The sequence below is a fragment of the Paenibacillus chibensis genome (assembly GCF_004001045.1).
Taxonomy (GTDB): Bacteria; Bacillota; Bacilli; order Paenibacillales; family Paenibacillaceae; genus Paenibacillus_AQ; species Paenibacillus_AQ chibensis.
In genome coordinates this window covers 26,007-50,367 of the sequence record NZ_BIMK01000001.1, presented here as the reverse complement: position 1 = coordinate 50,367, position 24,361 = coordinate 26,007, and the positions used below count along the sequence as shown (strand labels likewise).

At 52.7% G+C, this 24,361-nt stretch carries 24 protein-coding genes; 18 read left to right on the top strand and 6 right to left on the bottom strand.

The window, feature by feature from the left end:
• Positions 1-164: 164 nt before the first annotated feature.
• Complete coding sequence (gene smc / locus PCH05_RS00250) at positions 165-3,734, top strand: chromosome segregation protein SMC (protein ID WP_127599473.1); 3,570 nt, start codon at positions 165-167, stop codon at positions 3,732-3,734.
• A gap of 35 nt (positions 3,735-3,769) precedes the next feature.
• Positions 3,770-4,786, top strand: a complete 1,017-nt coding sequence (gene ftsY, locus PCH05_RS00245) for a signal recognition particle-docking protein FtsY (RefSeq protein ID WP_127599471.1) — start codon at positions 3,770-3,772, stop codon at positions 4,784-4,786.
• A 130-nt stretch (positions 4,787-4,916) separates the two neighbouring features.
• Here ftsY and PCH05_RS00240 read toward each other — a convergent pair whose 3' ends face one another.
• The 4 genes from PCH05_RS00240 to PCH05_RS00225 are packed head-to-tail and all read right to left on the bottom strand — an operon-like array spanning position 4,917 to position 7,640.
• Positions 4,917-5,120, bottom strand: coding sequence for a hypothetical protein (locus tag PCH05_RS00240; RefSeq protein WP_127599469.1), 204 nt, complete (start codon positions 5,118-5,120; stop codon positions 4,917-4,919).
• 14 nt (positions 5,121-5,134) lie between these two features.
• Positions 5,135-5,557: a hypothetical protein gene (locus PCH05_RS00235; RefSeq protein ID WP_127599467.1), complete on the bottom strand. Its 423-nt coding sequence runs from the start codon at positions 5,555-5,557 to the stop codon at positions 5,135-5,137.
• 33 nt (positions 5,558-5,590) lie between these two features.
• Entirely contained in the window at positions 5,591-6,592 is a 1,002-nt protein-coding gene (locus PCH05_RS00230) for a polysaccharide pyruvyl transferase family protein (RefSeq protein ID WP_127599465.1), read from the bottom strand.
• Positions 6,593-6,620: 28 nt separating this feature from the next.
• The gene (locus PCH05_RS00225; protein ID WP_127599463.1) at positions 6,621-7,640 is read right to left on the bottom strand and encodes a glycosyltransferase; all 1,020 of its coding nucleotides are present in this window, start codon (positions 7,638-7,640) and stop codon (positions 6,621-6,623) included.
• Positions 7,641-7,954: 314 nt separating this feature from the next.
• Here PCH05_RS00225 and trhA point away from each other — a divergent pair, with 314 nt between their 5' ends.
• The 11 genes from trhA to PCH05_RS00170 all read left to right on the top strand — a co-directional run bounded on the left by trhA (position 7,955) and on the right by PCH05_RS00170 (position 17,817).
• Positions 7,955-8,602 carry a PAQR family membrane homeostasis protein TrhA gene (gene trhA / locus PCH05_RS00220; protein WP_127599461.1) on the top strand — a complete coding sequence of 216 codons (648 nt, stop codon included), beginning with the start codon at positions 7,955-7,957 and terminating at the stop codon, positions 8,600-8,602.
• Positions 8,603-8,761: 159 nt separating this feature from the next.
• Positions 8,762-9,118: a putative DNA-binding protein gene (locus tag PCH05_RS00215; protein WP_127599459.1), complete on the top strand. Its 357-nt coding sequence runs from the start codon at positions 8,762-8,764 to the stop codon at positions 9,116-9,118.
• 24 nt (positions 9,119-9,142) lie between these two features.
• Entirely contained in the window at positions 9,143-10,525 is a 1,383-nt protein-coding gene (ffh, locus tag PCH05_RS00210) for a signal recognition particle protein (protein WP_127599457.1), read from the top strand.
• Between the two features lie 43 nt (positions 10,526-10,568).
• On the top strand, positions 10,569-10,841 hold the full coding sequence (gene rpsP, locus PCH05_RS00205) for a 30S ribosomal protein S16 (protein WP_127599456.1): 273 nt from the start codon (positions 10,569-10,571) through the stop codon (positions 10,839-10,841).
• A gap of 22 nt (positions 10,842-10,863) precedes the next feature.
• Positions 10,864-11,094 carry a KH domain-containing protein gene (locus PCH05_RS00200; RefSeq protein WP_127599454.1) on the top strand — a complete coding sequence of 77 codons (231 nt, stop codon included), beginning with the start codon at positions 10,864-10,866 and terminating at the stop codon, positions 11,092-11,094.
• A 299-nt stretch (positions 11,095-11,393) separates the two neighbouring features.
• Positions 11,394-11,912, top strand: coding sequence for a ribosome maturation factor RimM (gene rimM / locus PCH05_RS00195; RefSeq protein ID WP_127599452.1), 519 nt, complete (start codon positions 11,394-11,396; stop codon positions 11,910-11,912).
• 4 nt (positions 11,913-11,916) lie between these two features.
• The gene (gene trmD, locus PCH05_RS00190; RefSeq protein ID WP_127599941.1) at positions 11,917-12,666 is read left to right on the top strand and encodes a tRNA (guanosine(37)-N1)-methyltransferase TrmD; all 750 of its coding nucleotides are present in this window, start codon (positions 11,917-11,919) and stop codon (positions 12,664-12,666) included.
• Between the two features lie 65 nt (positions 12,667-12,731).
• Positions 12,732-14,087, top strand: a complete 1,356-nt coding sequence (locus tag PCH05_RS00185; protein ID WP_127599450.1) for a dipeptidase — start codon at positions 12,732-12,734, stop codon at positions 14,085-14,087.
• A 303-nt stretch (positions 14,088-14,390) separates the two neighbouring features.
• Complete coding sequence (locus PCH05_RS00180) at positions 14,391-15,350, top strand: GNAT family N-acetyltransferase (protein WP_127599448.1); 960 nt, start codon at positions 14,391-14,393, stop codon at positions 15,348-15,350.
• A gap of 37 nt (positions 15,351-15,387) precedes the next feature.
• On the top strand, positions 15,388-17,535 hold the full coding sequence (locus tag PCH05_RS00175; RefSeq protein ID WP_246049316.1) for a metallophosphoesterase family protein: 2,148 nt from the start codon (positions 15,388-15,390) through the stop codon (positions 17,533-17,535).
• Between the two features lie 33 nt (positions 17,536-17,568).
• Complete coding sequence (locus PCH05_RS00170; protein WP_127599444.1) at positions 17,569-17,817, top strand: hypothetical protein; 249 nt, start codon at positions 17,569-17,571, stop codon at positions 17,815-17,817.
• 55 nt (positions 17,818-17,872) lie between these two features.
• Here the strand turns inward: PCH05_RS00170 and PCH05_RS00165 are convergent, their stop codons facing one another.
• Positions 17,873-18,421, bottom strand: coding sequence for a winged helix-turn-helix domain-containing protein (locus tag PCH05_RS00165; RefSeq protein ID WP_127599442.1), 549 nt, complete (start codon positions 18,419-18,421; stop codon positions 17,873-17,875).
• Positions 18,422-18,516: 95 nt separating this feature from the next.
• The gene (locus PCH05_RS00160) at positions 18,517-19,800 is read right to left on the bottom strand and encodes an MFS transporter (RefSeq protein WP_127599440.1); all 1,284 of its coding nucleotides are present in this window, start codon (positions 19,798-19,800) and stop codon (positions 18,517-18,519) included.
• A 415-nt stretch (positions 19,801-20,215) separates the two neighbouring features.
• Between PCH05_RS00160 and rplS the strand changes: the two genes are divergently transcribed.
• The 5 genes from rplS to rnhB all read left to right on the top strand — a co-directional run bounded on the left by rplS (position 20,216) and on the right by rnhB (position 24,325).
• Positions 20,216-20,560 (top strand): 50S ribosomal protein L19, encoded by a 345-nt coding sequence (gene rplS, locus PCH05_RS00150; RefSeq protein WP_127599436.1) that lies wholly within the window; start codon positions 20,216-20,218, stop codon positions 20,558-20,560.
• A 153-nt stretch (positions 20,561-20,713) separates the two neighbouring features.
• Complete coding sequence (gene lepB, locus PCH05_RS00145) at positions 20,714-21,334, top strand: signal peptidase I (RefSeq protein WP_127599434.1); 621 nt, start codon at positions 20,714-20,716, stop codon at positions 21,332-21,334.
• Positions 21,335-21,384: 50 nt separating this feature from the next.
• Positions 21,385-22,251 carry a ribosome biogenesis GTPase YlqF gene (gene ylqF / locus PCH05_RS00140; protein WP_127599939.1) on the top strand — a complete coding sequence of 289 codons (867 nt, stop codon included), beginning with the start codon at positions 21,385-21,387 and terminating at the stop codon, positions 22,249-22,251.
• A 165-nt stretch (positions 22,252-22,416) separates the two neighbouring features.
• Positions 22,417-23,589 carry a polysaccharide deacetylase family protein gene (locus tag PCH05_RS00135; RefSeq protein WP_127599432.1) on the top strand — a complete coding sequence of 391 codons (1,173 nt, stop codon included), beginning with the start codon at positions 22,417-22,419 and terminating at the stop codon, positions 23,587-23,589.
• A 115-nt stretch (positions 23,590-23,704) separates the two neighbouring features.
• Positions 23,705-24,325 (top strand): ribonuclease HII, encoded by a 621-nt coding sequence (gene rnhB / locus PCH05_RS00130; RefSeq protein WP_127599430.1) that lies wholly within the window; start codon positions 23,705-23,707, stop codon positions 24,323-24,325.
• The last annotated feature ends 36 nt before the right edge of the window (positions 24,326-24,361 follow it).

Sequence of the window (24,361 nt, the reverse complement as noted above, 5' to 3'; positions counted from 1 at the left end):
TGTGTAAATAGTCAAGGACAAACAAAGAGCAAAGAGCAGTCGCACTTGATGAACGGCAGTAGCCTTCAGACTGCTTTTTGCTCTTTATTCGTTTGTACTTCGGGCTATTCTCCACCAGGAAGCAGGGTTATGGTATTATAAGGTTTAGAGGTGATTTGGGAAAAATGTTTTTGAAGCGGATTGAATTAGCGGGCTTTAAATCGTTTGCCGACAAAACCGAAATGGAATTTGTCCGCGGCATCACGGCGGTTGTAGGTCCGAATGGCAGCGGCAAAAGTAATATTTCCGACGGCATCCGCTGGGTTCTTGGAGAACAGAGCGCCAAATCGCTGCGCGGTGGAAAGATGGAGGACATTATTTTTGCGGGGAGCGATGCGCGTAAAGCCGTGAATTTCGGCGAAGTGTCGCTGACGCTGGACAATGAAGACCATGCTTTGTCCCTGGATTTCAACGAGGTCACGGTTACTCGGCGGGTACACCGCAGCGGGGATAGCGAATATTTTATTAACAGGCAATCATGCAGACTTAAAGACATTACCGAGCTTTTCATGGATACCGGTATCGGCAAAGAAGCCTATTCCATTATCGGACAAGGCCGGATTGAGGAAATTCTGAGCACGAGGTCTGAAGACCGCCGCGGTATTTTTGAAGAAGCATCCGGAATCGTTAAATATAAGTCCCGGAAAAAGGATGCGGTACGCAAGCTCGATGAAACCGAGCAAAACCTGCTCCGCATTCACGACCTGGTGACGGAACTGGAAGACCAGATCGGACCACTCAAGGAACAGTCCGAAAAGGCGATTCATTTCAAGCAGCTGCGGGAGCAGCTCAAAACCAAAGAGATATCGCTGTATGTATACCAGATCGAGCAAATCCATGCGGCCTGGACCGAGGCGAACGCGAAGCTGGCGGTATTGCAGGCGGAGCAGCTTCAGCTATCGACGGTCGTATCTGCGCATGACGCCAAGCTTGAGAGCGACCGTGCGGCCCTGCGCAAGCTGGAGACGGAGGTCGAAACGCTCCAAGGCGAGCTGCTGCAGTACAGCGAGGCTTATGAGAAGAGCGAAGGTTATGCCGAGGTGCTGCGTGAACGCAAGCGGAATCTGGAGGCCAACCGGGAGCAGCTTCTTGGTACGCTCAATGCCGGCGACGAACGCTTTGAAGATCGCAAGGCGGAAATCGAGCTGCTGAAAACCAAGCTGGAGGCTTCACAAGATGAGCTGAAGCAGCTGCGCGATCACTTGTCGGCCGAGGAAGCGAAGCTGGTGGGTCTGACGGGCGGCATCAGCCAAAAGCAGGAGGAAAGCCTGAAAGGCAACCTGCTCGAGCTGATGAACCAGATGGCACAGGCCCGCAACGAAATCCGGTATACGGATCAGCAGCAGGAAGCGCTTGCCCGCCGGATGAGCCGGGCGGATGAAGAAACCGGCAAATGGGAAGGCAAGAAGGAAGAGCTGATGAGCCGCAAGCAGCAGCTCGACAGTTCAATTGAGAAGCTCGCTCAGGAAATCCGCGAGCTTCGCGGAAGCTACATAACCGAAAGCGAACGGTATCAGTCCCTGCAGCGGCTGCTCGATGACAGCCAGAGCATGCTCCGCAAATGGGAGCAAAAGCGTGAAGCGCAAATCTCCCGCCGTGACACCATGAAGGAAATGGCCGATGATTTTGACGGCTTTATGCTGGGCGTCAAAGAAGTGCTCAAGGCAGCCCGCAAGTCGGTGCTCAGCGGGGTTCATGGCGCAGTTGCCGATCTGGTTCGCGTGCCCGAACGGCTGGAGCTTGCCGTGGAAACGGCGCTTGGAGCCTCGCTCCAGCACGTGGTCATGGACAATGAGGCTGTGTCGCGTCAAGCGATTGCGTTCCTCAAGCAGCGGCAGCTCGGACGAGCGACGTTCTTGCCGCTGGATGTCATCCGCGCAAGGAATATTTCTTCGGGCGACCGCTCTATGATTGAAGGCGTCGAAGGCTTTGTCGGCATTGCGGCGGATTTGGTCAAATACGATGCCCAATATGCACCGGTCATTGGCAGCCTGCTCGGCAACGTCATCTTGGCGGAAAGCCTGGAGGTAGCGAATAAAATTGCTGCCCGCTGCCAGTACCGTTACCGTGTTGTTACGCTGGAGGGCGATGTGGTGAACGCCGGCGGTTCGATGACAGGCGGCAGTCAGCACAAGAAGAACAGCAGCCTGCTCGGACGCAAGCGTCAGCTCGACCAGCTCGATCAGGAGATTGTCGACACGGAAGCCCAGCTTCGCAAGCTGGCTCAAAGCATCCAGGATGTCAAAAGCCAGCTGGCCGATACCCAGGAAAAGCTGGATGAGCTTCGCCAGACCGGTGACGAGAAACGGATCGAAGAGCAGTCGGTCACAGGCGACTTGAAGCAGCTGGAGCATGAGCTTCGCCACGTTCTGGAGCAGGTCGAATCGGCAGGGCAGGAAAAATCCGGCTTTAACGAGGAGAATGAACAGCTTCAGAAAACACGTGATGAAGCCGTGAAACGGCTCGCGCAGCTGGAAGAGGAAGAGAAATCGACTCATCAGGCGATCCAGGCCGCGGAATTTGCCCGCAAGGCCAGCGAATCGGCCAAGGAAGAGCTGCAGACACAGTTGACCCAGCTTAAAGTCCGGGAGGGCAAGCTCGACCAGGAATGCTTCTCGCTGGAGGAGCAGCTGCGCCGGATGCAGAGCGACTTTAGCTCCCAGGACAAGGAGCTGCGGCAATCCAAAACGCTGCTGGCCTCGATCGAAGCGGATCTGGAGACGAATGCAAAGGAATCCGTCCAGCAGATCGAGGATTTGAACCGGTACAAGCTGAAGAAGGAGCAGGCTTCCGAGCAGCTTGATTTCAAGCGGGCAGCCCGGATGCAGCTTTCGAAGAAGCTTGAGCAGGATGAAAGCGAAACGAAAGAGCAGCGGACCCAGCTGAAATCCGTAGAAGATCAGCTCCGTCAAACAGAGATTGGCGTAAACCGCCTGGATGTAGAGCTTGAAAATATACTCAAAAAGCTGAGCGAGGATTATGAGCTGAGCTATGAGCTGGCTAAAATGAGATATCCGATTCCGCAGGATGTTCCGGCCGTGCAGGCCGAGGTGAAGGAACTGAAGCGGGGCATCACGGCCCTCGGCGACGTGAACCTCGGTGCCATTGAGGAGTATCAGCGCGTTAATGAGCGCTATCAGTTCCTCAGCGAGCAGAAAGAGGATCTGGTCGAGGCCAAAACCACGCTGTACGAGGTTATCCGCGAGATGGACGATGAAATGTCCAAACGGTTCAAACAGACCTTTGACGCCATCCGCCATGAATTCGGCACGGTGTTCGTGAAGCTGTTTGGTGGCGGGCGGGCCGATCTGGTGCTGCTGGATCCGGAACACCTGCTTGATACAGGCATCGATATCGTGGCCCAGCCTCCGGGCAAAAAGCTGCAAAACCTTCAGCTGCTTTCCGGCGGCGAGCGCGCTTTGACGGCGATGGCCCTGCTATTTGCCATTCTGCAGGTGAAGCCGGTGCCGTTCTGCGTGCTGGATGAAGTGGAAGCGGCGCTCGATGAGGCGAACGTTGTGCGGTTTGCCCAATATTTGCGTGAGTTCTCTGAGCAAACGCAGTTTATTGTCGTCACGCACCGCAAGGGGACGATGGAGGAAGCCGATGTCCTGTACGGCGTGACCATGGAAGAGGGCGGGGTATCGAAGCTGGTATCCGTCCGTTTGGAAAACGATGAAGCCGAAATCGCCTGACCACAGGCAAAGCCGATAAGAGATGGAGGAGACATATGAGCTTTTTTAAAAAGCTGAAAGAGAGCATTTCCAGCAAAACGGAATCCGTCACAAACAAGTTCCGCGACGGACTCGAAAAAACGCGCAAAGGTTTCGTTGAGAAAGTGACAGACCTGATGGTGCGCCGCAAAAAGATCGACGAGGAATTTTACGAAGAACTGGAAGAAATCCTGATCGGTGCCGACGTTGGCGTCAATACGGTCATGAACTTAATTGACTCCTTGCGCGCCGAGGTGAAAAAGCAGCGGATCGAGGATGCGGCCGAGCTGCAGCCGATCCTGTCGCAGAAGCTGATGGAGCTGCTGCGCGGAGATGATGACAACGGGATCCGGATGAATCCGGACGGCATCACCGTCATTTTGTTCGTCGGCGTCAACGGCGTCGGCAAAACGACGACAATCGGCAAGATGGCGCACCGCTTCAAACAGGAAGGCAAAAAGGTGCTTCTTGCCGCTGGCGATACCTTCCGTGCCGGCGCGATTGAGCAGCTGGAGGTTTGGGGCGAACGTGCAGGCGTGGAAGTGATTAAGCAGCATGCGGGTTCGGATCCTGCCGCAGTAATGTTCGACGCCGTTCAGGCCGCGAAGCAGCGTCAGGCGGATGTGCTGATCTGCGATACGGCGGGACGCCTTCAGAACAAGACGAACCTCATGGAAGAGCTGAACAAAATATTCCGCGTTATTCAGCGGGAGATTCCGGGAGCGCCGCATGAGGTACTGATGGTGCTGGATGCAACGACCGGGCAAAACGCGCTGAATCAGGCCAAGCTTTTCGGGGAGAAGAGCGGCGTGACCGGACTGGTGCTTACGAAGCTGGACGGAACAGCCAAAGGCGGCATCGTGGTAGCCATCCGCCAGGAGCTGAACCTGCCGGTAAAATTCGTGGGTCTCGGGGAAAAGATGGAGGATCTGCAGCCGTTCGATTCCCAGCAATTCGTGCATGCTCTTTTTGCCGGCTTGATCCAGGAAGAAGAGCAAGACGGATCCGAAGATCCGGACGCAACACAAGCGTAAGAAGCTCTACCCTAAGAAACTCTACCATAAAGTTGGATCGCCGAAGCTTCTTTTTAGGATCCCGCATTATTGAATACACCAAAAAGCACTGCCGTGACCGGCAGTGCTTTTTGCATTTTAAAAACGTAGATCAATCGGTAAGGACCCGCACAAATTCAATGGAGCGCAGCGGAATGAGCGCGATCTCACCTGGGGGGCCATACATGATCGGAGGGATTTTCATCATCAGGGAAGCCTGGTTGACGGAAACCAGCGTGCCTACGATCAAATCTCCTGTAGTCATGACTTCCACTTCGGAGCCGGTATAGCCACGAACCAAACTTTTGAAATCCATCTTTCATTACCTCCTTACTGAACCGAGTTGATATGGCTGAACGGGATGACGACAAGGTCGCCATTGGCTTCGCGCAGCTGCACGGCGTCCTTGAGGACCGCGATGACCGTTCCCTGCAGCGACGTTCCGGACGTTTCGATTCGGACCTTTGAACCCAGCTTCAGCTTCAGGAACGATTCAAGCTCCGGATTTGCCACCAGGCCGGTCAGGACTTGTTCTTCGAGCATTTGAACAGTAGCTTGAAGCTCATCCAACTTTTTAACCTTTTCCGAGAGCCGCTGGATTCGTTCCTTCAGGACGTCAAGCTCCTGCATATCCTCGTGAAGGTGATGCACCTGTTTTTTAAGATGCTGGATTTGATGCTCCAGATGGCGCAGCTGATGTTCCAGTTCCCGAATGATCGTGTACATAGGACTGTTTTTCCAAAAGAACCACATTGACACATCTCCTCCTTTAGCGGTTTTCTATTTTCAAAAAGCTTCAATTTCCTTTCTAAGCGCTGTAAGCTGCCGCAAGCTCTCATGCTCGGCTGAGCGAATCGAGGCAGCCTGCAGCTTCATGACGGAAGCGCCATGCATCAGAAACTCATCCACCCGTTCTCTGATCGATTCATAGGGCAGAAGGTAGTCACAGTAATACTGCTCCATGCCAAACGATTCGAGAAGGCTCCATACCTTGTTCATTTTGCTGAGGGCGAAAGCCGGTTTGCCGGCCCGCAGGGCGGCAATGGCCGGATGCAGCTTGAAGGTGATCAGGTAGTCCACATGCTGGATATAATTGTAGGTCAGATCGAGCTCCATTAGCATCGGAAGGGTTTCCGCCGAGGCATGGGGATTATTCGCCTTGATTCGACCGAGAAGCTTTTGGCAGGTGGACAGATCGGAATACATGTTGGTCGGGTGGTTGATGACGGGGATGAACAGCAGATGGTAGCCTTGGCTCAGCAGATGCATGGAGAGCCGGACCATATTTTCGAACGGAAATGAGGGATAGGAGAAGACACAAATACCAATCGTGGGGCGGTTGGAGTAGGGACGCAGCGGATAATGCTGCTGCTCATAAGCAAATGCGATATCCTGGGCATGCTCTACATGCGGATGGAATTTCGCTTTATCCGCGATGTTGGCAGATCTTTTATCGCGAAAAACCGCCCGCTGTGCATTGCCGATATATTCCCTATAACGTTCGACCTGCTCCCTGGGCCAGGTTTCTTCCGGGTACTGGTCCACGATGCCAACGCCGTATACCCACAGCGGATGATGGATTAGATCTTTCGGGAAATAGTAGGAGTTAAAGGAATATGGCGTGATTAAATCTCCTCCCCCGACAATCACCCGGTCCACCTCGGCCGGATTCATGTATCCGTTCCAAGGAAATACGGTATGACCATGGAAAATCTGCTGCAGCGTCCGCAAAAACAGATCATCGCCGAAGTTCCCCATGCCGTAGTAGCCGCAAACGGCAATTTTCATGGTTGTTTCCTCCTTTCGTGATGCAGCTTTACAGGTGTCTGCGCTTCAGAACCTCCATGATGACTTGATGGGCAGCCTCTCCCCGTTCTTCCCAGCGGTTCACACGGGCGAAGGCAATTCGCTGCTCGCGGGCAGCCGGGGCGTCCGGACGGGAGAGCATGGCACCGAGCTTCTCGATAAAATCGGCGTGCGTCGTCGCGGTCGTCACGTGAGGTTCCATCCGGATGCACTCGGGCAGGGCGGTCGAGAGTACAGGCACACCTGCGGCCATATATTCATAAGCTTTAACAGGATTTGTAGCGAGGGTAATGGGATGATATTGAAAAGGGATCAGCGCCACATCGATATGAGGAAGATAAGCCTTTAACTCCCCATGAGGCTTCTCGCCCAGAATATGCACGTTGGACAGCCGCGTGTAATCGGGAATGTCGCCATAGGGCGCTCCAATGGATACGAACTGAACGTCCGGGTAAGCTTTGGCGGCTTGGGCCATTAACTCATGATCGAGCCAGTACGCCCAGGCTCCGATATAAGCAACAATTTTTCCGGATGGGAAATCATGCGGTCGGTTTGCTGCGGGGATGTTGAAAAATCCGTTGTCCGCGCCGTTTGGTATCAGCGTCAGCGGTTTATCCGGATAGGCCAGGGAGAGGCGGGTGCGGATGCTTTCGGCCGTACAGACGAGATGATCGGCGGCATCCACCATTTTCGGCTCGTATTTGGCCCATTGCGGAAATTCGTCGCAGCAGTCATAAATTATGGCGTCGGGGCGGAATAATGAGGAGAGCCTTGTCCGCTGTCTGGCCCAGGTCGTCCAGCCGATTACCGGCTCCGTCTTTCTGAGATGGCGAAGCTTCTGTCTGACGAAGGCATGATGGTCGGTGAACAAAAATACATTGGGCTCGGCTTCCACGAATTCCCGGTCCAGAGGGGCGAGATTTTCAAAGAACACCTGGTGTCCTTTAGCCCCGAGCTGGGTGAGCAGCTGTTGAGGACGCTGTCTCATGTAGGTCCAGTTCATCGTTTTGGGATAAATAATGATAGCCACCGTGTACATACCTCCTTTCATGACATATCCGAAAATAGTCATTTTCGGGATCCCCGATAAAGCACCAGAGTCGACTTCAGCGCAAGGCGCCACTTGATGCGGGGGATTTTGTGAGTCAATGTACAATATATGTTTTGCGGCTCGGTTAGCTTGGATGCAGTTACTATTTTTAATTGATTTGATGCTTTCGCCCGCTCACGGTTCCCGCCTTGTCCCTCCATGATGAAGAACGGATCAGCCGGATGCGCGAGACTGGAAAAGGAAGGGGAGGAAAGGGTATAATGTTAAGAAAAGAAACAATGAGAGGATTACTCATGGCAAATACACATACCTACAGTCGGAAAGAAGAAGTGGCCAATGCCATTACACACGGAATCGGAGCGCTGCTCAGCGTCGCCGCACTCGTGCTGCTTGTCGTTTTCTCGACGATGAAAGGGACGGCATGGCATATCGTCAGCTTTTCGGTATACGGAACAACGATGCTGATCCTTTATCTGAATTCAACGCTGGTTCATAGCTTTAAAGAGGGCAAGGTCAAGGATCTGTTCGAGATTTTTGATCACTCGTCGATTTATTTGTTCATTGCCGGTACCTATACGCCATTCATGCTGGTGGCCGTTCGCAGCCCGCTTGGCTGGTCATTGTTTGGAACGGTGTGGGGCATCGCGATTCTCGGGTGCGTGTTCAAGGCTTTCTTCACGAAGCGTTTCTTGTTCATGTCCACGGTCTTCTACCTTCTGATGGGATGGATGGTGGTGATTGCCTGGGGACCGCTTACGGCAGCGATTGCGACGGGCGGGATTGTTCTCCTTGCGGTCGGGGGGATGCTTTACACGCTCGGCACTATTTTTTACGTATGGCGGGGGTTTCCTTACCATCACGCGATATGGCATTTATTCGTGCTCGGAGGAAGTATCGTACACTTTTTCGCTGTGCTGGTCTATCTGCTTCCGTGGTCTTGACCAACTGAATAGAGGGCTGAAGCGAAGGGAAACGGCGGCATACAAATCGTATGGGAAGATGACAAGGATAATTGCTTGACATCTTTCTTTGTTTTATGTATGATAATGAACGTTAATGAAGTGTAAAGTGTTTTTCCTTGACGAAGGGAGTGCCCCTGAATGAGTCAGGAGAATAGGCTCGAGAAAACGAACCGAATCAATCTTTTGTTTGACTTTTATGAACTCCTGCTGACGGCAAAGCAGCAGACGTTCCTCAAATATTACTTTCATGATGATTTTTCCCTTGGGGAGATCGCAGCCGAGTTTGAGATCAGCCGGCAGGCGGTGTACGAACATATCAAACGGGCCGAGCAGGTGCTTGAGCAGTACGAAGAGAAGCTCGGGCTTTTAAGAAAGCATGAACAGCGTGCGCAGCGGCTTGGAAAACTGCGTGAGCTGCTGGATGCCAGCACGATGGGGCAGGACCAGAAATCGAAAATGAGCGAAATTGTGGATCAACTTGAAGCATGGGAATAAAGCAAACGAAGGAGGTGGCGGTCCATGGCATTTGAAGGATTGACCAGCAGGCTGCAGAACGTATTCAGCAAGCTTCGCGGCAAAGGCAAGGTATCCGAGGATGATGTGAATGAGGCGATGCGCGAGGTGCGCCTTGCCCTTCTGGAAGCCGACGTTAACTTTAAAGTCGTCAAGGATTTCGTTGCCAAGGTGAAGGAGAAGGCCATCGGCACGGATGTGATGGAAAGCTTCACGCCTGGCATGGTCATCATCGACATCGTGAACAAGGAGCTCACCGAGCTCATGGGCGGAAGTCAAGCGAAGCTGTCGAAGGCTAACAAGCCGCCGACGGTGATCATGATGGTCGGCCTGCAAGGTGCAGGTAAGACCACGACATCCGGCAAGCTGGCAAAGATGCTGCAGAAGCAGAACCATCGGCCGCTGCTCGTGGCAGGCGACATTTACCGCCCGGCTGCGATCAAGCAGCTACAGGTGCTGGGTGAACAGATCAACGTTCCCGTCTTCTCGCTCGGTGACAAGACAAGCCCGGTTGAAATTGCGAAGCAAAGCTTGCAGCATGCCAAGGATAACGGCAACGATTACCTGATCGTGGATACGGCCGGCCGGCTTCACGTGGATGAAGAGCTGATGGAGGAATTGCGTCAGATCCACAGCGAGATCAAGCCGGATGAAGTGCTGCTCGTCGTCGATGCGATGACAGGTCAGGATGCCGTCAATGTGGCGGATACGTTTAACAAACAGCTTGAACTGACGGGCGTTGTGCTGACCAAGCTCGATGGCGACACCCGTGGTGGTGCAGCCTTGTCCGTTAAGGCGGTCACCGGATGTCCGATCAAGTTCGCCGCGCTTGGCGAGAAGATCGATGCGCTGGAGCCTTTCCATCCGGAGCGGATGGCTTCCCGGATTCTGGGCATGGGCGACATGCTGTCATTGATTGAGAAGGCACAGTCCAACATTGACACCGAAAAAGCCAAGGAAATGGAACGGAAAATGCGCAATGCGGAATTTACGTTCGATGATTTCCTGGAGCAGATGGAGCAGGTCAAGAAGCTGGGACCGATCGATCAGATCATGGATATGATCCCCGGCATGGGCAAGCTGAAGCAGACAAAGGACCTGAAGGTCGACGAGAAGCAAATGGGACGCATTGAAGCCATTGTTCGCTCCATGACCAAGGCCGAAAAGCAGAGTCCCGACATCATCAACCATAACCGCCGCAAACGGATTGCTACGGGCAGCGGCACCTCGCTCGCCGAGGTGAACCGTCTGATCAAGCAGTTCGATGAAATGCGCCGGATGATGAAGCAGTTCTCGGATATGATGGGACCGAAGGGACCTAAAGGCAAGGCACTGAAACAACTTAAAGGATTAGCCGGCAAAGGCGGAATGAAATTCCCGTTCCGTTAAGAGCCTGGGAATACATTATATTTTGTTGAAGGAGGTGAATTTCGTGGCAGTACGTATTCGTCTGAAACGCATGGGTGCTCATAAAGCTCCTTTCTACCGTATCGTGGTATCGGATTCCCGTTCCCCGCGTGACGGCCGTTTTATCGAAGAAATCGGTTACTACAACCCGGTTCAACAACCGGCTGAAGTGAAAATCGATGAAGATAAAGCTCTTGCATGGCTTCAAAATGGTGCGCAAGCTTCTGACACCGTTCGCAACTTGCTGAGCAAAGCGGGCGTAATGAAGAAGTTCCATGAATCTAAGCAACAGAAATAATGACTGATTGTGAGGGTTATCTATGGAAGAATTAGTTGGAGTTATTGCTAAGGCTTTAGTGGATCATCCCGAAGATGTGGCCGTGAAGAAGGTGGAGAAGGATCACCTGGTTGTCTATGAGCTGACCGTGCATCCCGAGGATGTGGGTAAGGTTATCGGCAAGCAGGGGCGGATCGCCAAAGCGCTTCGCACGGTCGTCACTTCTGCAGCAGTCAAAATGGATAAACGCGTAACCGTAGATATTATATCTTAAAGGTATACGGAGGGGGTTAGGATGCATTTCCTAGCCCTTTTTTAAAATATCAGAAGGTATAATATAAGCCGCGTCGGCTTGGGCCGGACTGCGGTTTGTAAAAACATCTTGAACGCGTTCTCAGCTACGGGATCATACGTCGATAGACGTTTTTTTTATATATGAATATAGAGACGGGAATCAGACCCGCTCATGAATGCACATCATATAAATGCTGTTCCCACGTTTAGGGGGCGAGCGTTTTTGTTGTCTAGTCCGAAGTAATTGGACCAGTAGCGATTCAAAGCCAGGAGGAAACTATGCCGCAACCATTGATGAATGTAGGCAAGATCGTAAATACGCATGGAATTAAAGGGGAAATCAAGGTTTTGCCCCACACGGACTTTCCGGAAATTCGCTTCGCCAAAAACACCGAGCTCCTGCTTGTGCAAGAGGACGGGAAGGCGCCGATGCCCGTAACCGTGGAATCCTCCAGATTTCACAAGAACATGTACATTGTGAAGCTGGTTGGGTACGATAATATCAACGAAGTGGAAAAGTTTAAGGGTAGCATGCTGAAGGTGACCCAGGATGAAATAGTGGAGCTGCCGGAAAACGAGTTTTATTTTCATCAAATCGTCGGCTGTGAAGTTGTGACGGATGAAGGGCAGGATCTCGGTGTAATCACGGAAATTCTCACCCCGGGAGCCAATGATGTTTGGGTTGTGAAGTCCCGGGACGGCAAGAGCGTTCTAATTCCGTACATCGACGATGTCGTGCTGGACGTCAACGTGAATGAGAAGAAAGTGCTTGTGCATTTGATGGAAGGACTGCTGTAGCATGATGAACGTGGATGTGCTGACCCTGTTTCCGGAGATGATGGACGGCGTCTTTCGCACGAGCATTCTGGGCAAGGCGCAGGAAAAAGGCATCGTCAGCCTGAATGCCGTGAATTTCCGGGACTATTCGGATAACAAGCATGGTACGGTGGATGATACGCCGTATGGCGGTGGAGGCGGCATGGTATTGAAGCCGGACCCGATATTCGCCGCCGTCGAGGATTTGTTATCCAAGACATCCGCCGCCCCGCGGGTTATTTTGATGTGTCCGCAAGGCGAGACCTTTACGCAGCAAAAGGCGGAAGAGCTGTCCGCGGAGGAGCATCTGATCTTTATCTGCGGGCATTATGAAGGGTATGATGAGCGGATTCGTGAACATTTGGTTACCGATGAACTGTCGATCGGCGATTACGTGCTCACCGGCGGCGAGCTGCCGGCAATGGTGGTGATCGATTCGGTCGTACGGCTGCTGCCCGGGGTCTTGGGCAATGAAACCTCGGCCGTAACGGATTCGTTCAGTACCGGACTGCTCGAGTATCCGCATTATACCCGTCCTGCGGAGTTCAGGGGCTGGAAGGTGCCTGATATTCTGCTTAGCGGTCACCATGCCAACATCGAGCTCTGGCGGCGGGAGCAGGCTCTCAAACGCACGCTGCAGCGCCGTCCCGACCTGCTTGAAAAAGTCGCGTTAACCGATCAGGACCGGAAGGTGATCCGGCGGCTGCGGCAGGAGCAGCAAGAGCAGCAGGAGTAAAACGACGGCAAGACCGGTTTCCGGCGCTGCCGTACGATAATGAAAAGATTTAAGGAGGAGTACCCATGGATTACAAAAAATATTTCCAAGACAATCGAGACAAGCATTTGAACCAACTAAAGGAATGGTTGTCCATTCCGAGCATCTCGGCGCTGTCCGAGCACAAACCCGATGTGAAAAAGGCAGCCGAGTGGCTGGCGGATACGATGGCCAAGGCGGGACTTGAAAATATCAAGATTCACGAAACGAAAGGGCATCCGATCGTGTACGCCGACTATTTGCATGCCGAAGGCAAACCGACGGTGCTCGTCTATGGGCACTATGACGTGCAGCCTGTCGATCCGCTGAATTTGTGGACAACGCCTCCGTTTGAGCCGGATATCCGGGACGGCAAGCTGTTTGCCAGAGGCGCGACGGATGATAAAGGACAGCTATTCCTACATATCAAAGCAGTAGAAGCGATTCTTTCACAGGAAAAGCAGCTGCCGGTGAACATCAAGTTCTGCATCGAAGGCGAAGAGGAGGTATCGAGCCCGAACCTTCCAGGCTTCCTGGAAGCCAATCAGGACATGTTGAAATCGGACGTCGTACTAATCTCCGACACGTCGCTGCTTGAAAAAGGCAGACCAGCGATCTGCACCGGGCTTCGCGGTCTGTGCTCGCTGGAAGTGGCTCTTCATACCGCCAATACCGATCTGCACTCCGGATCTTACGGCGGCGGCGTTCCGAACGCGCTGCATGCCATGGTCAGCCTGCTCAATTCTCTGCATGATGAAAACGGACGCGTCAGCGTCGAGGGCTTCTACAAAGGCGTGCTGGAGCTGACGCCGGAAGATCATGAAGAATTCCAAAAGCAATCTGTGGATGAAAATAAATTAAAGCAGGATCTTGGCCTGGACGAGCTCTTCGGCGAGGAAGGCTTTACTTTCGCGGAAAGAACCGGAGCGCGTCCAACGCTTGAACTGAACGGCGTTTACGGCGGCTTCCAGGGCGAAGGCAGCAAAACGGTCATTCCGAAAGAAGCGCATGCCAAAATTACATGCCGTCTGGTCGGGCACCAGGATCCGCAGGACATTCTCGACAAAATCGAAAAACACATTCATGCCCATGTGCCTACCGGCGCCAAAGTGACGGTTAAGCAGATGGAAAAAGGGAATCCGTTTACGATTGATCCGTCGACGCCGGTTCTGCAAAAGGCTGCCGCAGCCTATGAGCAGGTGTACGGAACCCGTCCGGTATTTACGCGTGACGGCGGATCGATTCCAATTGTCGAAACGTTCTCGCGCGTGCTTGAAGCTCCAGTCGTTTGCATGGGCTTCGGACTTCCGGATGAAAATCTTCATGCGCCTAACGAGCATTTCAATTTGGAGAACTTCGACTTCGGCCTCTTGACCATCGTGGATTTCCTGAAAAGAGTATAAAAGTTCTTGAAGAACGAAGCTGCCAGCTTGCGCGTGCAACCACCGTGGGCCTGGTCGCTTCGTTTTTTGTTATAATATCAGAAAGTATAAACTACAGAGCCAAGGCTTCGTGATATTGCAAGAAAAACATCCGCTAATGGCGGTCTGTCTTCTGAGAAATTACGTCGATAGACGTTTTTTTTATTTTCGCGCAAACGGTTGAAGCGGACCGGCTTTTAAAATATAATTTTGATAGATGAAATAAAATTTTAAACATTCAATACTACTTTGAAATAATTATTCTAACTTTCAGGAGGACTTATGATGAATATCATTCCATTACATGAGGATTGGCTGTCGTCCATGTGCAAGCTGTGGAACCAGGAGATCGGCGATGAATTTCCGATGCGCGAGCAGCTCATGCGGCAAAATACGTTTCAGGATGAGAACGTTTACTTGGAGGGCTCCAAGCTAGCCGTCGATGAGCAGGGTCAGCTTGCCGGCTTTGTGATTGCGAAAAAATGGCAGGAGCAAGAACGCGAAATGCGCCTTGGCGACGGCGGCGGCTGGATCCAGGCGATCGTAGTGCGCAGTGATGTCAGAGGCCGGGGGATTGGTACACGGCTCCTGGAGCAGGCCGAGCAGGCGCTGAAGAATGCGGGGGCGGAGCTGGTTTATGCGGGAAGGGATCCGTGGCATTATTTCCCGGGTATTCCCAAAGCACTGCCGGAAGCAAAAGGCTGGTTTGAGAACCGAGGCTACGAGCTGTTGTATGAAGCGTTCGATCTGGTAAATCAGACGAGCAGCGAAAACGAGCAGCACCCCGAATACAAGGAGGGCGCGGTTTCCCGCCTGCTGAATCCGCAGGACAAGGAAGAAATGCTGCGATTCTTCAAACGCTGCTTCCCCGGGCGCTGGTATTATGAAGCACAGTGCTATTGGGAACGCGGAGGTCAAGGGCGCGAGTTTGTCGGCTTGTTTAAGGGAGAAGAAATGATCGGTTTCTGCCGCGTAAATGATCCACAATCGCCGCTGATTGCTCAAAATACGTATTGGGCGCCTTCCTTCGACGGTCCGCTCGGAGGGATTGGTCCTCTTGGCGTGGACGATCGGTTCCGGGGCAAAGGCTACGGGCTGGCGATCGTTAAGGACGGCGTGGCGGAACTGACGCGCCGAGGCATGAAGCAGCTGGTCATCGATTGGACCGAGCTCGTGGACTTTTATGCAAAGCTTGGTTTTACGGTATGTCAAGGTTATGACCTTGCCAAAAAGACCTTGAAGTAGCGGACATTGAAAACATGGGGAGGAGGCGGGCGGCTTGATGCGACTGATCGATACGCTGACGGATCCATCCGGCATCAGAACGAGGGGCGTACGTGTGCAGGCGGTAAGCCACGGTATTACGAAAGCGGCGCCGCTGCCGAAGCGCTGGACGCTGACATCCCATGAGCGCGCGCTGCGGCTGTGGTATGACTTTAGCGACATGCCCGGCACCTCGGCGGTATATGCAGCTCCCCTCAATCCGGAGGGATGGGAGCTGCGGGGTCAACCGACGCGTATTGGCTGCTGGGCGCGCACTCCTTCTGCTGGACATTGGCTGCGGGCCACGATTACCGATGGCGACGGGACATCCAAGCCGTTGGACTTGAGCCCGCGCAGGGGCATCCGGCCGGGAGAATGGACGTATGTCTATGCGGATCTGCCCCGTGCGTTGAAGCGGCCGCTCGCCGTCTCGCAGCTGTATATGGTTGAAACGGAGACGAGCCGCAAACAAAGCGGGGTTTTGGAGCTGAGGGACCTGTGCGCCGAATATGAAGAGAGGCACGAGGATTGGTCCGGGCCCGTATGGGAGAACATGCTCCCTGAGGCGAAGGTTGCCTGCCGCCAGGATCATATTGATATCAGCGCACGGGTGATGGATCATGAATCGGGCGTAGATCCCGGTTCCATTCAGGTATGGCTGGATGGGAAAAGACTATCCCATCGCTTTGATCAGGAGACCGGCCGGGTATTGGCTAAAGTGGCCCATCTTGAAGTGGGGATTCACGAAGTCGTCGCAGCCGCTTCCGATCAGGCCGGTAACCTCTCGTCCCCGGCGGCATGGAGCTTCCGCGTGGATCTTTCCGAGGATCGGGAACCACCGGAGCTGCAGGTCATGATGCCGCTTGGCGGGATACAGACCAGGACATTAAGACCCCGAATCGCCGTGAAAGTCAAGGATGATCATTCCGGCGTGGACGCGGATACCATTCGGATGAAGCTGAACGGTCATGACGTTTCGTGTTTTTACGAGCATGGGGTTGCCTGGCATATGCCTGCCGCTGAACTGCCGGCAGACAGCTGCTATAGTGTCGTCTTAAGCGTGTCGGACAGGGCAGGCAACGGCAGGGAGATCGGCTGGAGCTTTCGTACGGGAGCTGCATGGGATGAGCCGGAGGCGCAAGCAAGCTATGAGATAACGGTCATCGGCGACGGTGGATACCTTAACGCGGATCTTGCCGTCAATGACAGCGATCTTCAGCTGCAGGAGCAGATTCGCCGCATCCGCAGGGAGCCATCCAGGCTTCTTTTATATACGGGCGATATCGTCGATTATGACAGCATGGACAACTATAGGATGGCCGCCGTGCGAATGGAGGCTTTCGGCCTGCCCTACGTTATGGCGATCGGCAATCATGAAGTCGCCGGGACGCGGAGCTCCGCGCATTATCAGCAGTTTTTCGGGGAAACCAATTATGTGCTGGATTACGCCAATCTCACCATTATAGGTGTCGATACCTCGTTGGGACATATTTCCTCGACTGATGCATCGCAGTGGATCTGGTTAAGGCATGTGCTGGCTGACGCGAAAGGCCGGCATATTCTGATGATGATGCATGTTCCGCCGGATGAAAGGGACGATAAAGGCAGAGATTTCTGTACAGGACACGGCTTTTTGGATGCGGAGGAAGCGCAGCGACTGTATGATTTGCTTGCGGCAGCGAAGAGAGAGCGGGCAGAGGGAGAACTCATCGTGTTATCCGGAGATTTCCATGTTTACTTGCAAAAGGAAATTCATGGTGTAAAATATATAACTAGCGGCGGCGGAGGCAAGCTAACACACATTCCTCCGCAGGACGGCGGTTTTTACCATTATTTGCAGCTGCGGGTAACCGGGGACCGTATGGAGATCCGGGTGATCCCGCTTCTTAGACGGCTGCGCATGGAAACAACGGATCTCCTGGAACCATTGTATCCGGGCGATATCGTCTCCATGCGGGCCACGGGGGAATTCGTCACACACGGGCTGCCCGCCATGAGCCTGCCGATCGGACGGCCGCTGCATTATAGCTGGAAATCCAGTGACCACCGAGTGGTGGAGATTTCGCCGGAAGGAGAACTGCATGCAAGGGAGCCGGGAGACGCGGTCATTACGCTTGCCTGCGGCGGCTGCAGCGCTTATGTCAGCGTGTGCGTGCGGCCGCGCTGAGAACACCGAACAGTCCGAAGGAGGAAAGTACCCATGGGATGGTTGGTATCGCTATGGAGATTTTTCGTTCCGAGGGAACGCACGCTCTTATTCATGACCTTTTCAGTGGATGATTATTCGAAAGTGAAGCACAAGCTGGTGATGAACGGCATTCCGCACCGTACGCGTGTCGGGAATTTTGCCGGAGAACGCAGCGGCTATCAAACCCGCAGATCTGAATATTCCATCTATGTGGCGTATGAGGACGAGGCTGCGGCAGTAAAGGCGCTGAACTCGAAATAGAACGAATAAAGGCATCCCTGGTCTTCCTGACCGGGGATGCCTTTTTGTGACTGCATCAGTCTACCGTTTTGGCAATTGTCGTGAAGATATCGTATTTGATCTGCTCGGCATGCTTACGCTTATGATGCTCATCAACGAAACGGTTGATCCACTCGAAAAATTCCTTCGCCTCGTCTTCCGTCAGGTAAACTTCCGAGTTGTTCAGGTTCCCGTAAGGCTTATCCTGGCTTTGGGCATTCAGAAATTTCTTCTTGTTGTCCTCGTACAAATCCGAAAGAAGCTTTTGTGTCTCCGAGATGAATATTTTTTTCGCGGCTTCGTCCGCGGCGTCATCCCGCTTGATCTGGACAGCGCCTTTAAAGGACTCATAATACTTGGCATTAATGCCGTTGATTTCTTTCGTGCTGATTAATTTCAATAATCCGATGCTTTCCAGCTTTTTGGCGTGATAGTACACCTTGGCCGGGACCTCGCCCATTTCGTCGGCGATTTCCTTTATCGTCACCGGATGGTCCATCCGCTGGAAATGACTTAATATTTTCATCCGGTATGGATCAGAATATATCCGTATTTCCTCGATCGTACTCAGTTCTTTCGTCTCCAATACAAACGCACCTCAACATTTCTTGCATTTTCACTAAGCCTATTATAAGGCCGGATGTCGTAAAGCACAAAGAATGTTTATGTCACAAATTCGACTTATACACTCATGAAGCTCTTTTGGGTGAGCAGCAGAAGCCCCGGAATGATCATCAAAATGCCGAAGATGAGGAACAAAAGCTCGACGCTGACCCAGGTTCCGGCAAACCCTGCGATCAATCCGCCCAGCGGGATGGTGCACGTACCCAGCATGCTGGACAGGGCACCGACGCGGCCGAGCATGTCGCTCGGCGTCACCTCCATCATAAAGGTGTTGATCGGCGTGTTGACGAACGAAATGGCGATCCCCATGCCAAAGCAAAATACGGTTGCCGTATACAGAGGGTAAGCTGACACGATGGAAGGAATGTACAGAAGGCCATAGCTGACGCCCAGCAAAAGAAATCCGAACACGATCATTCTGCTCTTTTTATGGCGATTTCCTTTTTGGCTGATCCACAACCCGCTGATAATCATGCCGACGACGAGGCTGATGCCCATCAGGCTGAGGCCTAACGGTCCGGAATGCAGTATTTCTTTGACATATACGGGTTCAAGCACGTTATAAGGCGTGAGGCAAAGATTGACGAAAGCCGCCGCGAGCAGGGTGAGCAGGATCATTTTCTGCCCTTTTACGAAGGCGAGGCCGGATTTGAACTCGGACCAATACGTTTTTTTCTGCTCTGACGCGGCCGGGGCGTCGTCGGAAGCATCAGGTCCCTTATCCTCCGCGCGGGTGCGTACCCAGAGAAAGAGGAAGGCGGCGATCAGAAACGTGAGCGCGTCGGTAATCATGGCGCCGGTAACCCCTATGACGGCGATCAGTCCGCCCGCGGCTCCAAGTCCGGCAAGCTCGGCCGTGCGCGCCGCGGATGATGTCAGGGAGTTGCCGCTCAGCAGCAGCTCCTTGGGAAGGATGCGCGGAACCAGCGACATCTCGGCCGGTGTGGAAAAGCACTCGAAGGATGAATTGATGAACGTAAAGATGAACAGATGCCAAGGCTGCAGGTAACCTGTAAAATACAGCATCGCGGTCAAAATCACCATGAGGCCGCGTCCGGTGTTCGCGATGATGACGATCTTTTTCTTCGACCAGCGGTCCACAAGCACCCCGGTAAAGAGGCTGAAGGCGATTCCCGGAATGAAATTCAGGGCAAACAGCGTTCCCATGAGCACCTCGGAGCCCGTCAGAACGTAAACCATCCAGCTGTAAGCGATGGAATCGATGGAATCACCGAAGCGGGATATGATTTTTGCGGCCATCATGACCAGATAGGATTTATGCGCGCCTAGTGCGCGGATGCCTTGCCTCGGCTGCGGCTCTGCCAAAACGGTTTCACTCATGAAAAACAACCCCATTCAATTTTTAATAACGTTCAATTAATTTTAACGTTAAATTTATTTTATTTATAATTCCGGAAAAATCAATAGCTAATTTGCATGGTTTCGAAATTTTTTTTGATGTCTCGGCCTTCACCGTGATCATCGTTTTTTACCTGCGCTCCGAGTTGAACTTCGGCTTCATCTATAGGACGAAATGAAGGGGGAATCTCAGGTTCGGCCGGGCGGCCCTCAGTGCTTGCAATGGCACCAGGCAAACGGAATGGGCTTGCTTCAGATTGTTGTTGCAAACAGCTGAACGGATGTGATACAATTAACGCTGTTGTGTGGAATACGGTGGTCCGCTGCGGATGATGAAGGAGAACGGAGGGTTTTCCGGAAGAGGCAAGAACACCTGTACGGAAGGAGGGAGTCCTAGATGAATATCCTACAAGCGATCACTCAAGAACAGCTTCGTAAAGATATCCCAAGTTTTCGTCCTGGCGACACTTTGAAAGTGCACGTTAAGGTAATCGAGGGATCTCGCGAACGTATTCAGTTGTTCGAGGGTGTTGTTATTAAACGTCGCGGTGGCGGAATCAGTGAGACTTTTACGGTTCGTAAAATTTCTTACGGTGTTGGTGTGGAAAGAACTTTCCCGATCAACTCGCCAAAAATCGAGAAAATCGAAGTGGCTCGCCGTGGTAAAGTGCGTCGTGCGAAGCTTTATTATCTTCGTGAACTACGCGGTAAAGCAGCGAGAATTAAAGAAATTCGCCGTTAATAAACGGACAACGTCAGAGGGCTTGATTTCAAGCCCTTTTCGTTTTAGGATAAAAATGTTGAGTGGGCTCCGTATAGGAGCTTTTCTTTTCGGCAAAAAATGAAAATGCGCTGAGCGTGGCGCATGCCAATTGCAAGGAGAGGACGGTGAAGTATGGAGCAGGACATTCAGAATGATGGTGTGGAGCTTCGGGAGCAGGAACATAAACCACCTAAAAAAGCGAAAAATGAAGTTGTGGAATGGCTTAAAGCGATTGTTATTGCTCTAATTCTGGTGGCTCTCATTCGCTGGCTTCTCTTTAAACCGTTTATTGTGGACGGGCCTTCGATGAAGCCTAACTTCCATACGGGAGAACGGCTCATCGTAAACGAAATTCTGTACGACATCCGTAAGCCTCAGCGCGGGGAAGTCATCGTGTTCCACGTTCCTTCGGAAGGCAAGGACTTCATCAAGCGCGTCATCGCCGTCGCAGGCGACACCGTAAAGGTGGAAGGCGATACGGTAACGGTTAACGGCAAGCCGGTGAATGAAACCTACATAAAGGACGCAATGGATAAAAGTCATAAAGCAGGTCAACTGTATAATGACAAGGATTTTCCGAACAGTGCGTTTCCTGATGGGAAAGTGCCGGCAGGTCATGTGTTCGTCATGGGGGATAACCGTTCCGACAGTACGGACAGCCGGATGATCGGGTACGTGCCGCTAAGCGATATCGTAGGTCGCGCAGATTTGATTTTCTGGCCGGTCAAGGACATACATTTGATCAAACATTAAACAATCCACCGATGCAGCGGCTGGTTGTAGGCAAAAATGAGGTGATGACGGTGACGATTCAATGGTTTCCTGGTCATATGACAAGAGCGCGCCGCCAAATACAGGAAAAGCTGAAGCTGATTGACGTAGTCATCGAGTTGATCGATGCGCGTCTTCCGCTGTCCAGCCGCAATCCGATGATTGACGAAATATTGCAGAATAAACCGCGCTTGATCATTATGAACAAGGCGGATCTTGCTGATCCTGCGGTTACAAAGCAGTGGCAGGATTATTTTAAAGAGCAGGGGCACCCGGCCTTTCCGGTGGATGCATCCTCGGGGACGGGCGTGAAGGACATTCCGGCCCAGCTTAAACTTCTTCTGAAGGAAAAAATCGACCGGCAGATTGCCAAGGGCATGAATCCGAGAGCCATTCGCGCGCTGATCGTCGGGATTCCGAACGTGGGCAAATCGACGCTGATTAACCGGCTCGCGGGACGCAGCATTGCTGCAACAGGCGACCGTCCAGGCGTGACGAAAGGCCAACAGTGGATTAAAGTAGGCGGCGAGATTGAGCTTCTGGATACGCCTGGGATTCTCTGGCCTAAATTTGAAGACCAGAATGTGGGCTACAAGCTGGCCGTGACAGGGGCGATCAAAGAAGAGATTCTGAATGTCGAGGATATTGCCTTTTTCGCGGTCAAGTATCTGGTCAGTTATTACTGGGATCCCTTCCGCGAGCGGTTTGAGCTGGATGACAGCACGCCGCATAATCCGGATGAGAGCGATGAGATTGTAGCCATCATGGAGGCCGTCGGCCGAAAACGGGGCTGCCTGATCAGCGGCGGAAGGGTCGATCTTGAAAAAGCCTCCCGCACCCTCTTGAGGGAGCTGCGTGCAGGTAAAATGGGACGTTTCTCCATGGAATCACCCTATTAAAGCGAACCTGATGACAAATATGAAGCTGTGTGCAAGCCGCCGAAAGGCGGCTTTTTTGTGCGTTGCAGCATAGATGAGGTTATAGGAAAAAAATGGGTGTAAACGATTTTGAGTTATGATAATCTGAGGGTGGGTTCCAGACTCATCAAATAAGGGGAGAACAGTTTGAAGCGGAAATGGCTGATGACGACCGGATCGGGTGTGCTGCTCGCTGCAGCGGTAAGCGGGGCTTGGATGATGGAATCGGCTCCGAATGTCTATTCTTCCAAACAGCCTGCCGGGGTAACAAAGACGATTTCAGTTCAGACGGTTAGTTATGAGAGCAAAGCGCCTGAGACGGCGGGTGCCGCTTCACAAGGGGCAGGGACGGCTGCGGCTGCACCGCAGTCCGAAGCCGGAGCACCGGGCAAAACCATGCCCTTGCAGGATACATCCTTTCAGAAGGAAAAGCCGGGGCAGATTTATTACCAGAACAAGGTGATTACGCTCATGTACCACGAGGTGACGCCGGGACAGAAGGATAAGCAAAGCCTGGACGCAAGCAAGTTTGAAGAACAGCTGAAGCTGATGAAGTCGAGCGGTTTTCAGTGGATTACGATGAATCAATATGTCGATTTTGTCCGGCATGCCAAGCCTGTCCCTCCGAATGCCGTGCTGATGACCTTTGATGACGGTTATGAGTCCTTTTATGATGATGTCTATCCTCTGCTTCTCAAATATCATGTACCGGCGACCAGCTTCCTGATCGTCAACACGATCGATAATCCGAAGCATGTCGGCATTCCGAAGCTGAGCTGGGAGCAGGTTCAGACGATGCATCAAAGCGGCGTGGATTTTTACAGCCATTCCTTCGACTCTCATGTGTATGCGCCTTTGGATGCGAAAGGAAATCGGTCCAAGGCCATATTAAGAGGACCCATTTATATCAAAGCACTCGGGCGCAAGGAGACGACGGAGGAATATGTAGCGCGCGTACGCCGCGATTTGGAACAGGCCAATGCGATTCTGAATGAAAAAATCGGAAACACGATGAACGTGATTGCCTTTCCGTACGGCGCATTTTCACCTGCTCTGCTCCGCGTATGCAAGGATCTGAACATGCCCGTCTCCTTCACCGTGCTTCCCGGCATCAACCGACCGGGAGGGCTTAACGGTTACCGGGTTAACGCCGGAGGTGCGGATAATGATCCGCAAGCGTTGATCGCGATGATGAAAAAAGGCGCGGTTTCCGCGGGGAAAAAGGCAACTTCAGGCAAAAGCGGGATATCCCATGCCTCCGGCAGCAAACCGGAGCCGCCTTCGGACCGCAGAATGACTCCCGGCTTGATGATGGATTAGCGGCATATCCTGGAAAATGGCATGCAGCCCGGCCCTGGATCAAGTATAATATTGTGAGCGTAACGAGTTACGAACCGGGGAGCAGCAGGGTCCGGGGAGAGCCGGGAGGAACAACATGACAGATTTATTAATGCATGAAAAAGAATACTGGGCCGAGTCCTATGAATATATTGCCGGTGTTGACGAAGTAGGCAGAGGTTGCTTGTTCGGTGACGTAGTCGCCGCTGCCGTCATTCTTCCGCCGGGGCTCATTCTGGAAGGTGTGGATGATTCCAAAAAGCTGAGCGAAAAAAAGCGGGAAGTCTTGTATGACGTCATCATGGAGCAGGCCGTTGCCATATCTGTCGGCTATGTGGACGCAGAGACCATTGACCGAATTAACATCAAGCAGGCAGCTCGGCTTGCAATGAAGAAAGCGGTGCTTGGACTGTCCGTCCCCGCGGAATTTTTGCTGGTGGATGCGGAAAAGGTGGATGTGGAGATGCCGCAGCTGTCGATCATTAAAGGGGATGCAACCAGCCAGTCCATCGCCGCTGCTTCCATCATTGCCAAAGTAACGAGGGACAGGCTTTGCAAGGGAGAGTGGGAAGCCCGCTATCCCGAGTACGGAATTGGAATACATAAAGGATATGCTACCAAGCTGCACCGCGAGCAAATTGCCGCGCTGGGCCCAACGCCGATGCACCGCAGAAGCTTCCTGAAAAATATGGAGGCCGTGCAGCAAACCTTGTTCTAATGACCTTTATTCATTGTCGGTAGGCTGGTGCCGATA

Excerpts from the sequence above, each read along its gene's own strand:
- lepB (WP_127599434.1), top strand. The coding sequence starts at position 20,714 with ATGGAGCAGGACATTCAGAATGATGGTGTGGAGCTTCGGGAGCAGGAA.
- PCH05_RS00160 (WP_127599440.1), bottom strand. The coding sequence starts at position 19,800 with ATGAGTGAAACCGTTTTGGCAGAGCCGCAGCCGAGGCAAGGCATCCGC.
- PCH05_RS00240 (WP_127599469.1), bottom strand. The coding sequence starts at position 5,120 with ATGGATTTCAAAAGTTTGGTTCGTGGCTATACCGGCTCCGAAGTGGAA.
- PCH05_RS00180 (WP_127599448.1), top strand. The coding sequence starts at position 14,391 with ATGAATATCATTCCATTACATGAGGATTGGCTGTCGTCCATGTGCAAG.
- PCH05_RS00185 (WP_127599450.1), top strand. The coding sequence starts at position 12,732 with ATGGATTACAAAAAATATTTCCAAGACAATCGAGACAAGCATTTGAAC.
- PCH05_RS00170 (WP_127599444.1), top strand. The coding sequence starts at position 17,569 with ATGGGATGGTTGGTATCGCTATGGAGATTTTTCGTTCCGAGGGAACGC.
- ftsY (WP_127599471.1), top strand. The coding sequence starts at position 3,770 with ATGAGCTTTTTTAAAAAGCTGAAAGAGAGCATTTCCAGCAAAACGGAA.
- trmD (WP_127599941.1), top strand. The coding sequence starts at position 11,917 with ATGAACGTGGATGTGCTGACCCTGTTTCCGGAGATGATGGACGGCGTC.
- ffh (WP_127599457.1), top strand. The coding sequence starts at position 9,143 with ATGGCATTTGAAGGATTGACCAGCAGGCTGCAGAACGTATTCAGCAAG.
- trhA (WP_127599461.1), top strand. The coding sequence starts at position 7,955 with ATGGCAAATACACATACCTACAGTCGGAAAGAAGAAGTGGCCAATGCC.
- PCH05_RS00215 (WP_127599459.1), top strand. The coding sequence starts at position 8,762 with ATGAGTCAGGAGAATAGGCTCGAGAAAACGAACCGAATCAATCTTTTG.
- PCH05_RS00200 (WP_127599454.1), top strand. The coding sequence starts at position 10,864 with ATGGAAGAATTAGTTGGAGTTATTGCTAAGGCTTTAGTGGATCATCCC.
- rplS (WP_127599436.1), top strand. The coding sequence starts at position 20,216 with ATGAATATCCTACAAGCGATCACTCAAGAACAGCTTCGTAAAGATATC.
- PCH05_RS00230 (WP_127599465.1), bottom strand. The coding sequence starts at position 6,592 with ATGAAAATTGCCGTTTGCGGCTACTACGGCATGGGGAACTTCGGCGAT.
- smc (WP_127599473.1), top strand. The coding sequence starts at position 165 with ATGTTTTTGAAGCGGATTGAATTAGCGGGCTTTAAATCGTTTGCCGAC.
- rimM (WP_127599452.1), top strand. The coding sequence starts at position 11,394 with ATGCCGCAACCATTGATGAATGTAGGCAAGATCGTAAATACGCATGGA.
- rnhB (WP_127599430.1), top strand. The coding sequence starts at position 23,705 with ATGACAGATTTATTAATGCATGAAAAAGAATACTGGGCCGAGTCCTAT.
- PCH05_RS00235 (WP_127599467.1), bottom strand. The coding sequence starts at position 5,557 with ATGTGGTTCTTTTGGAAAAACAGTCCTATGTACACGATCATTCGGGAA.
- PCH05_RS00175 (WP_246049316.1), top strand. The coding sequence starts at position 15,388 with ATGCGACTGATCGATACGCTGACGGATCCATCCGGCATCAGAACGAGG.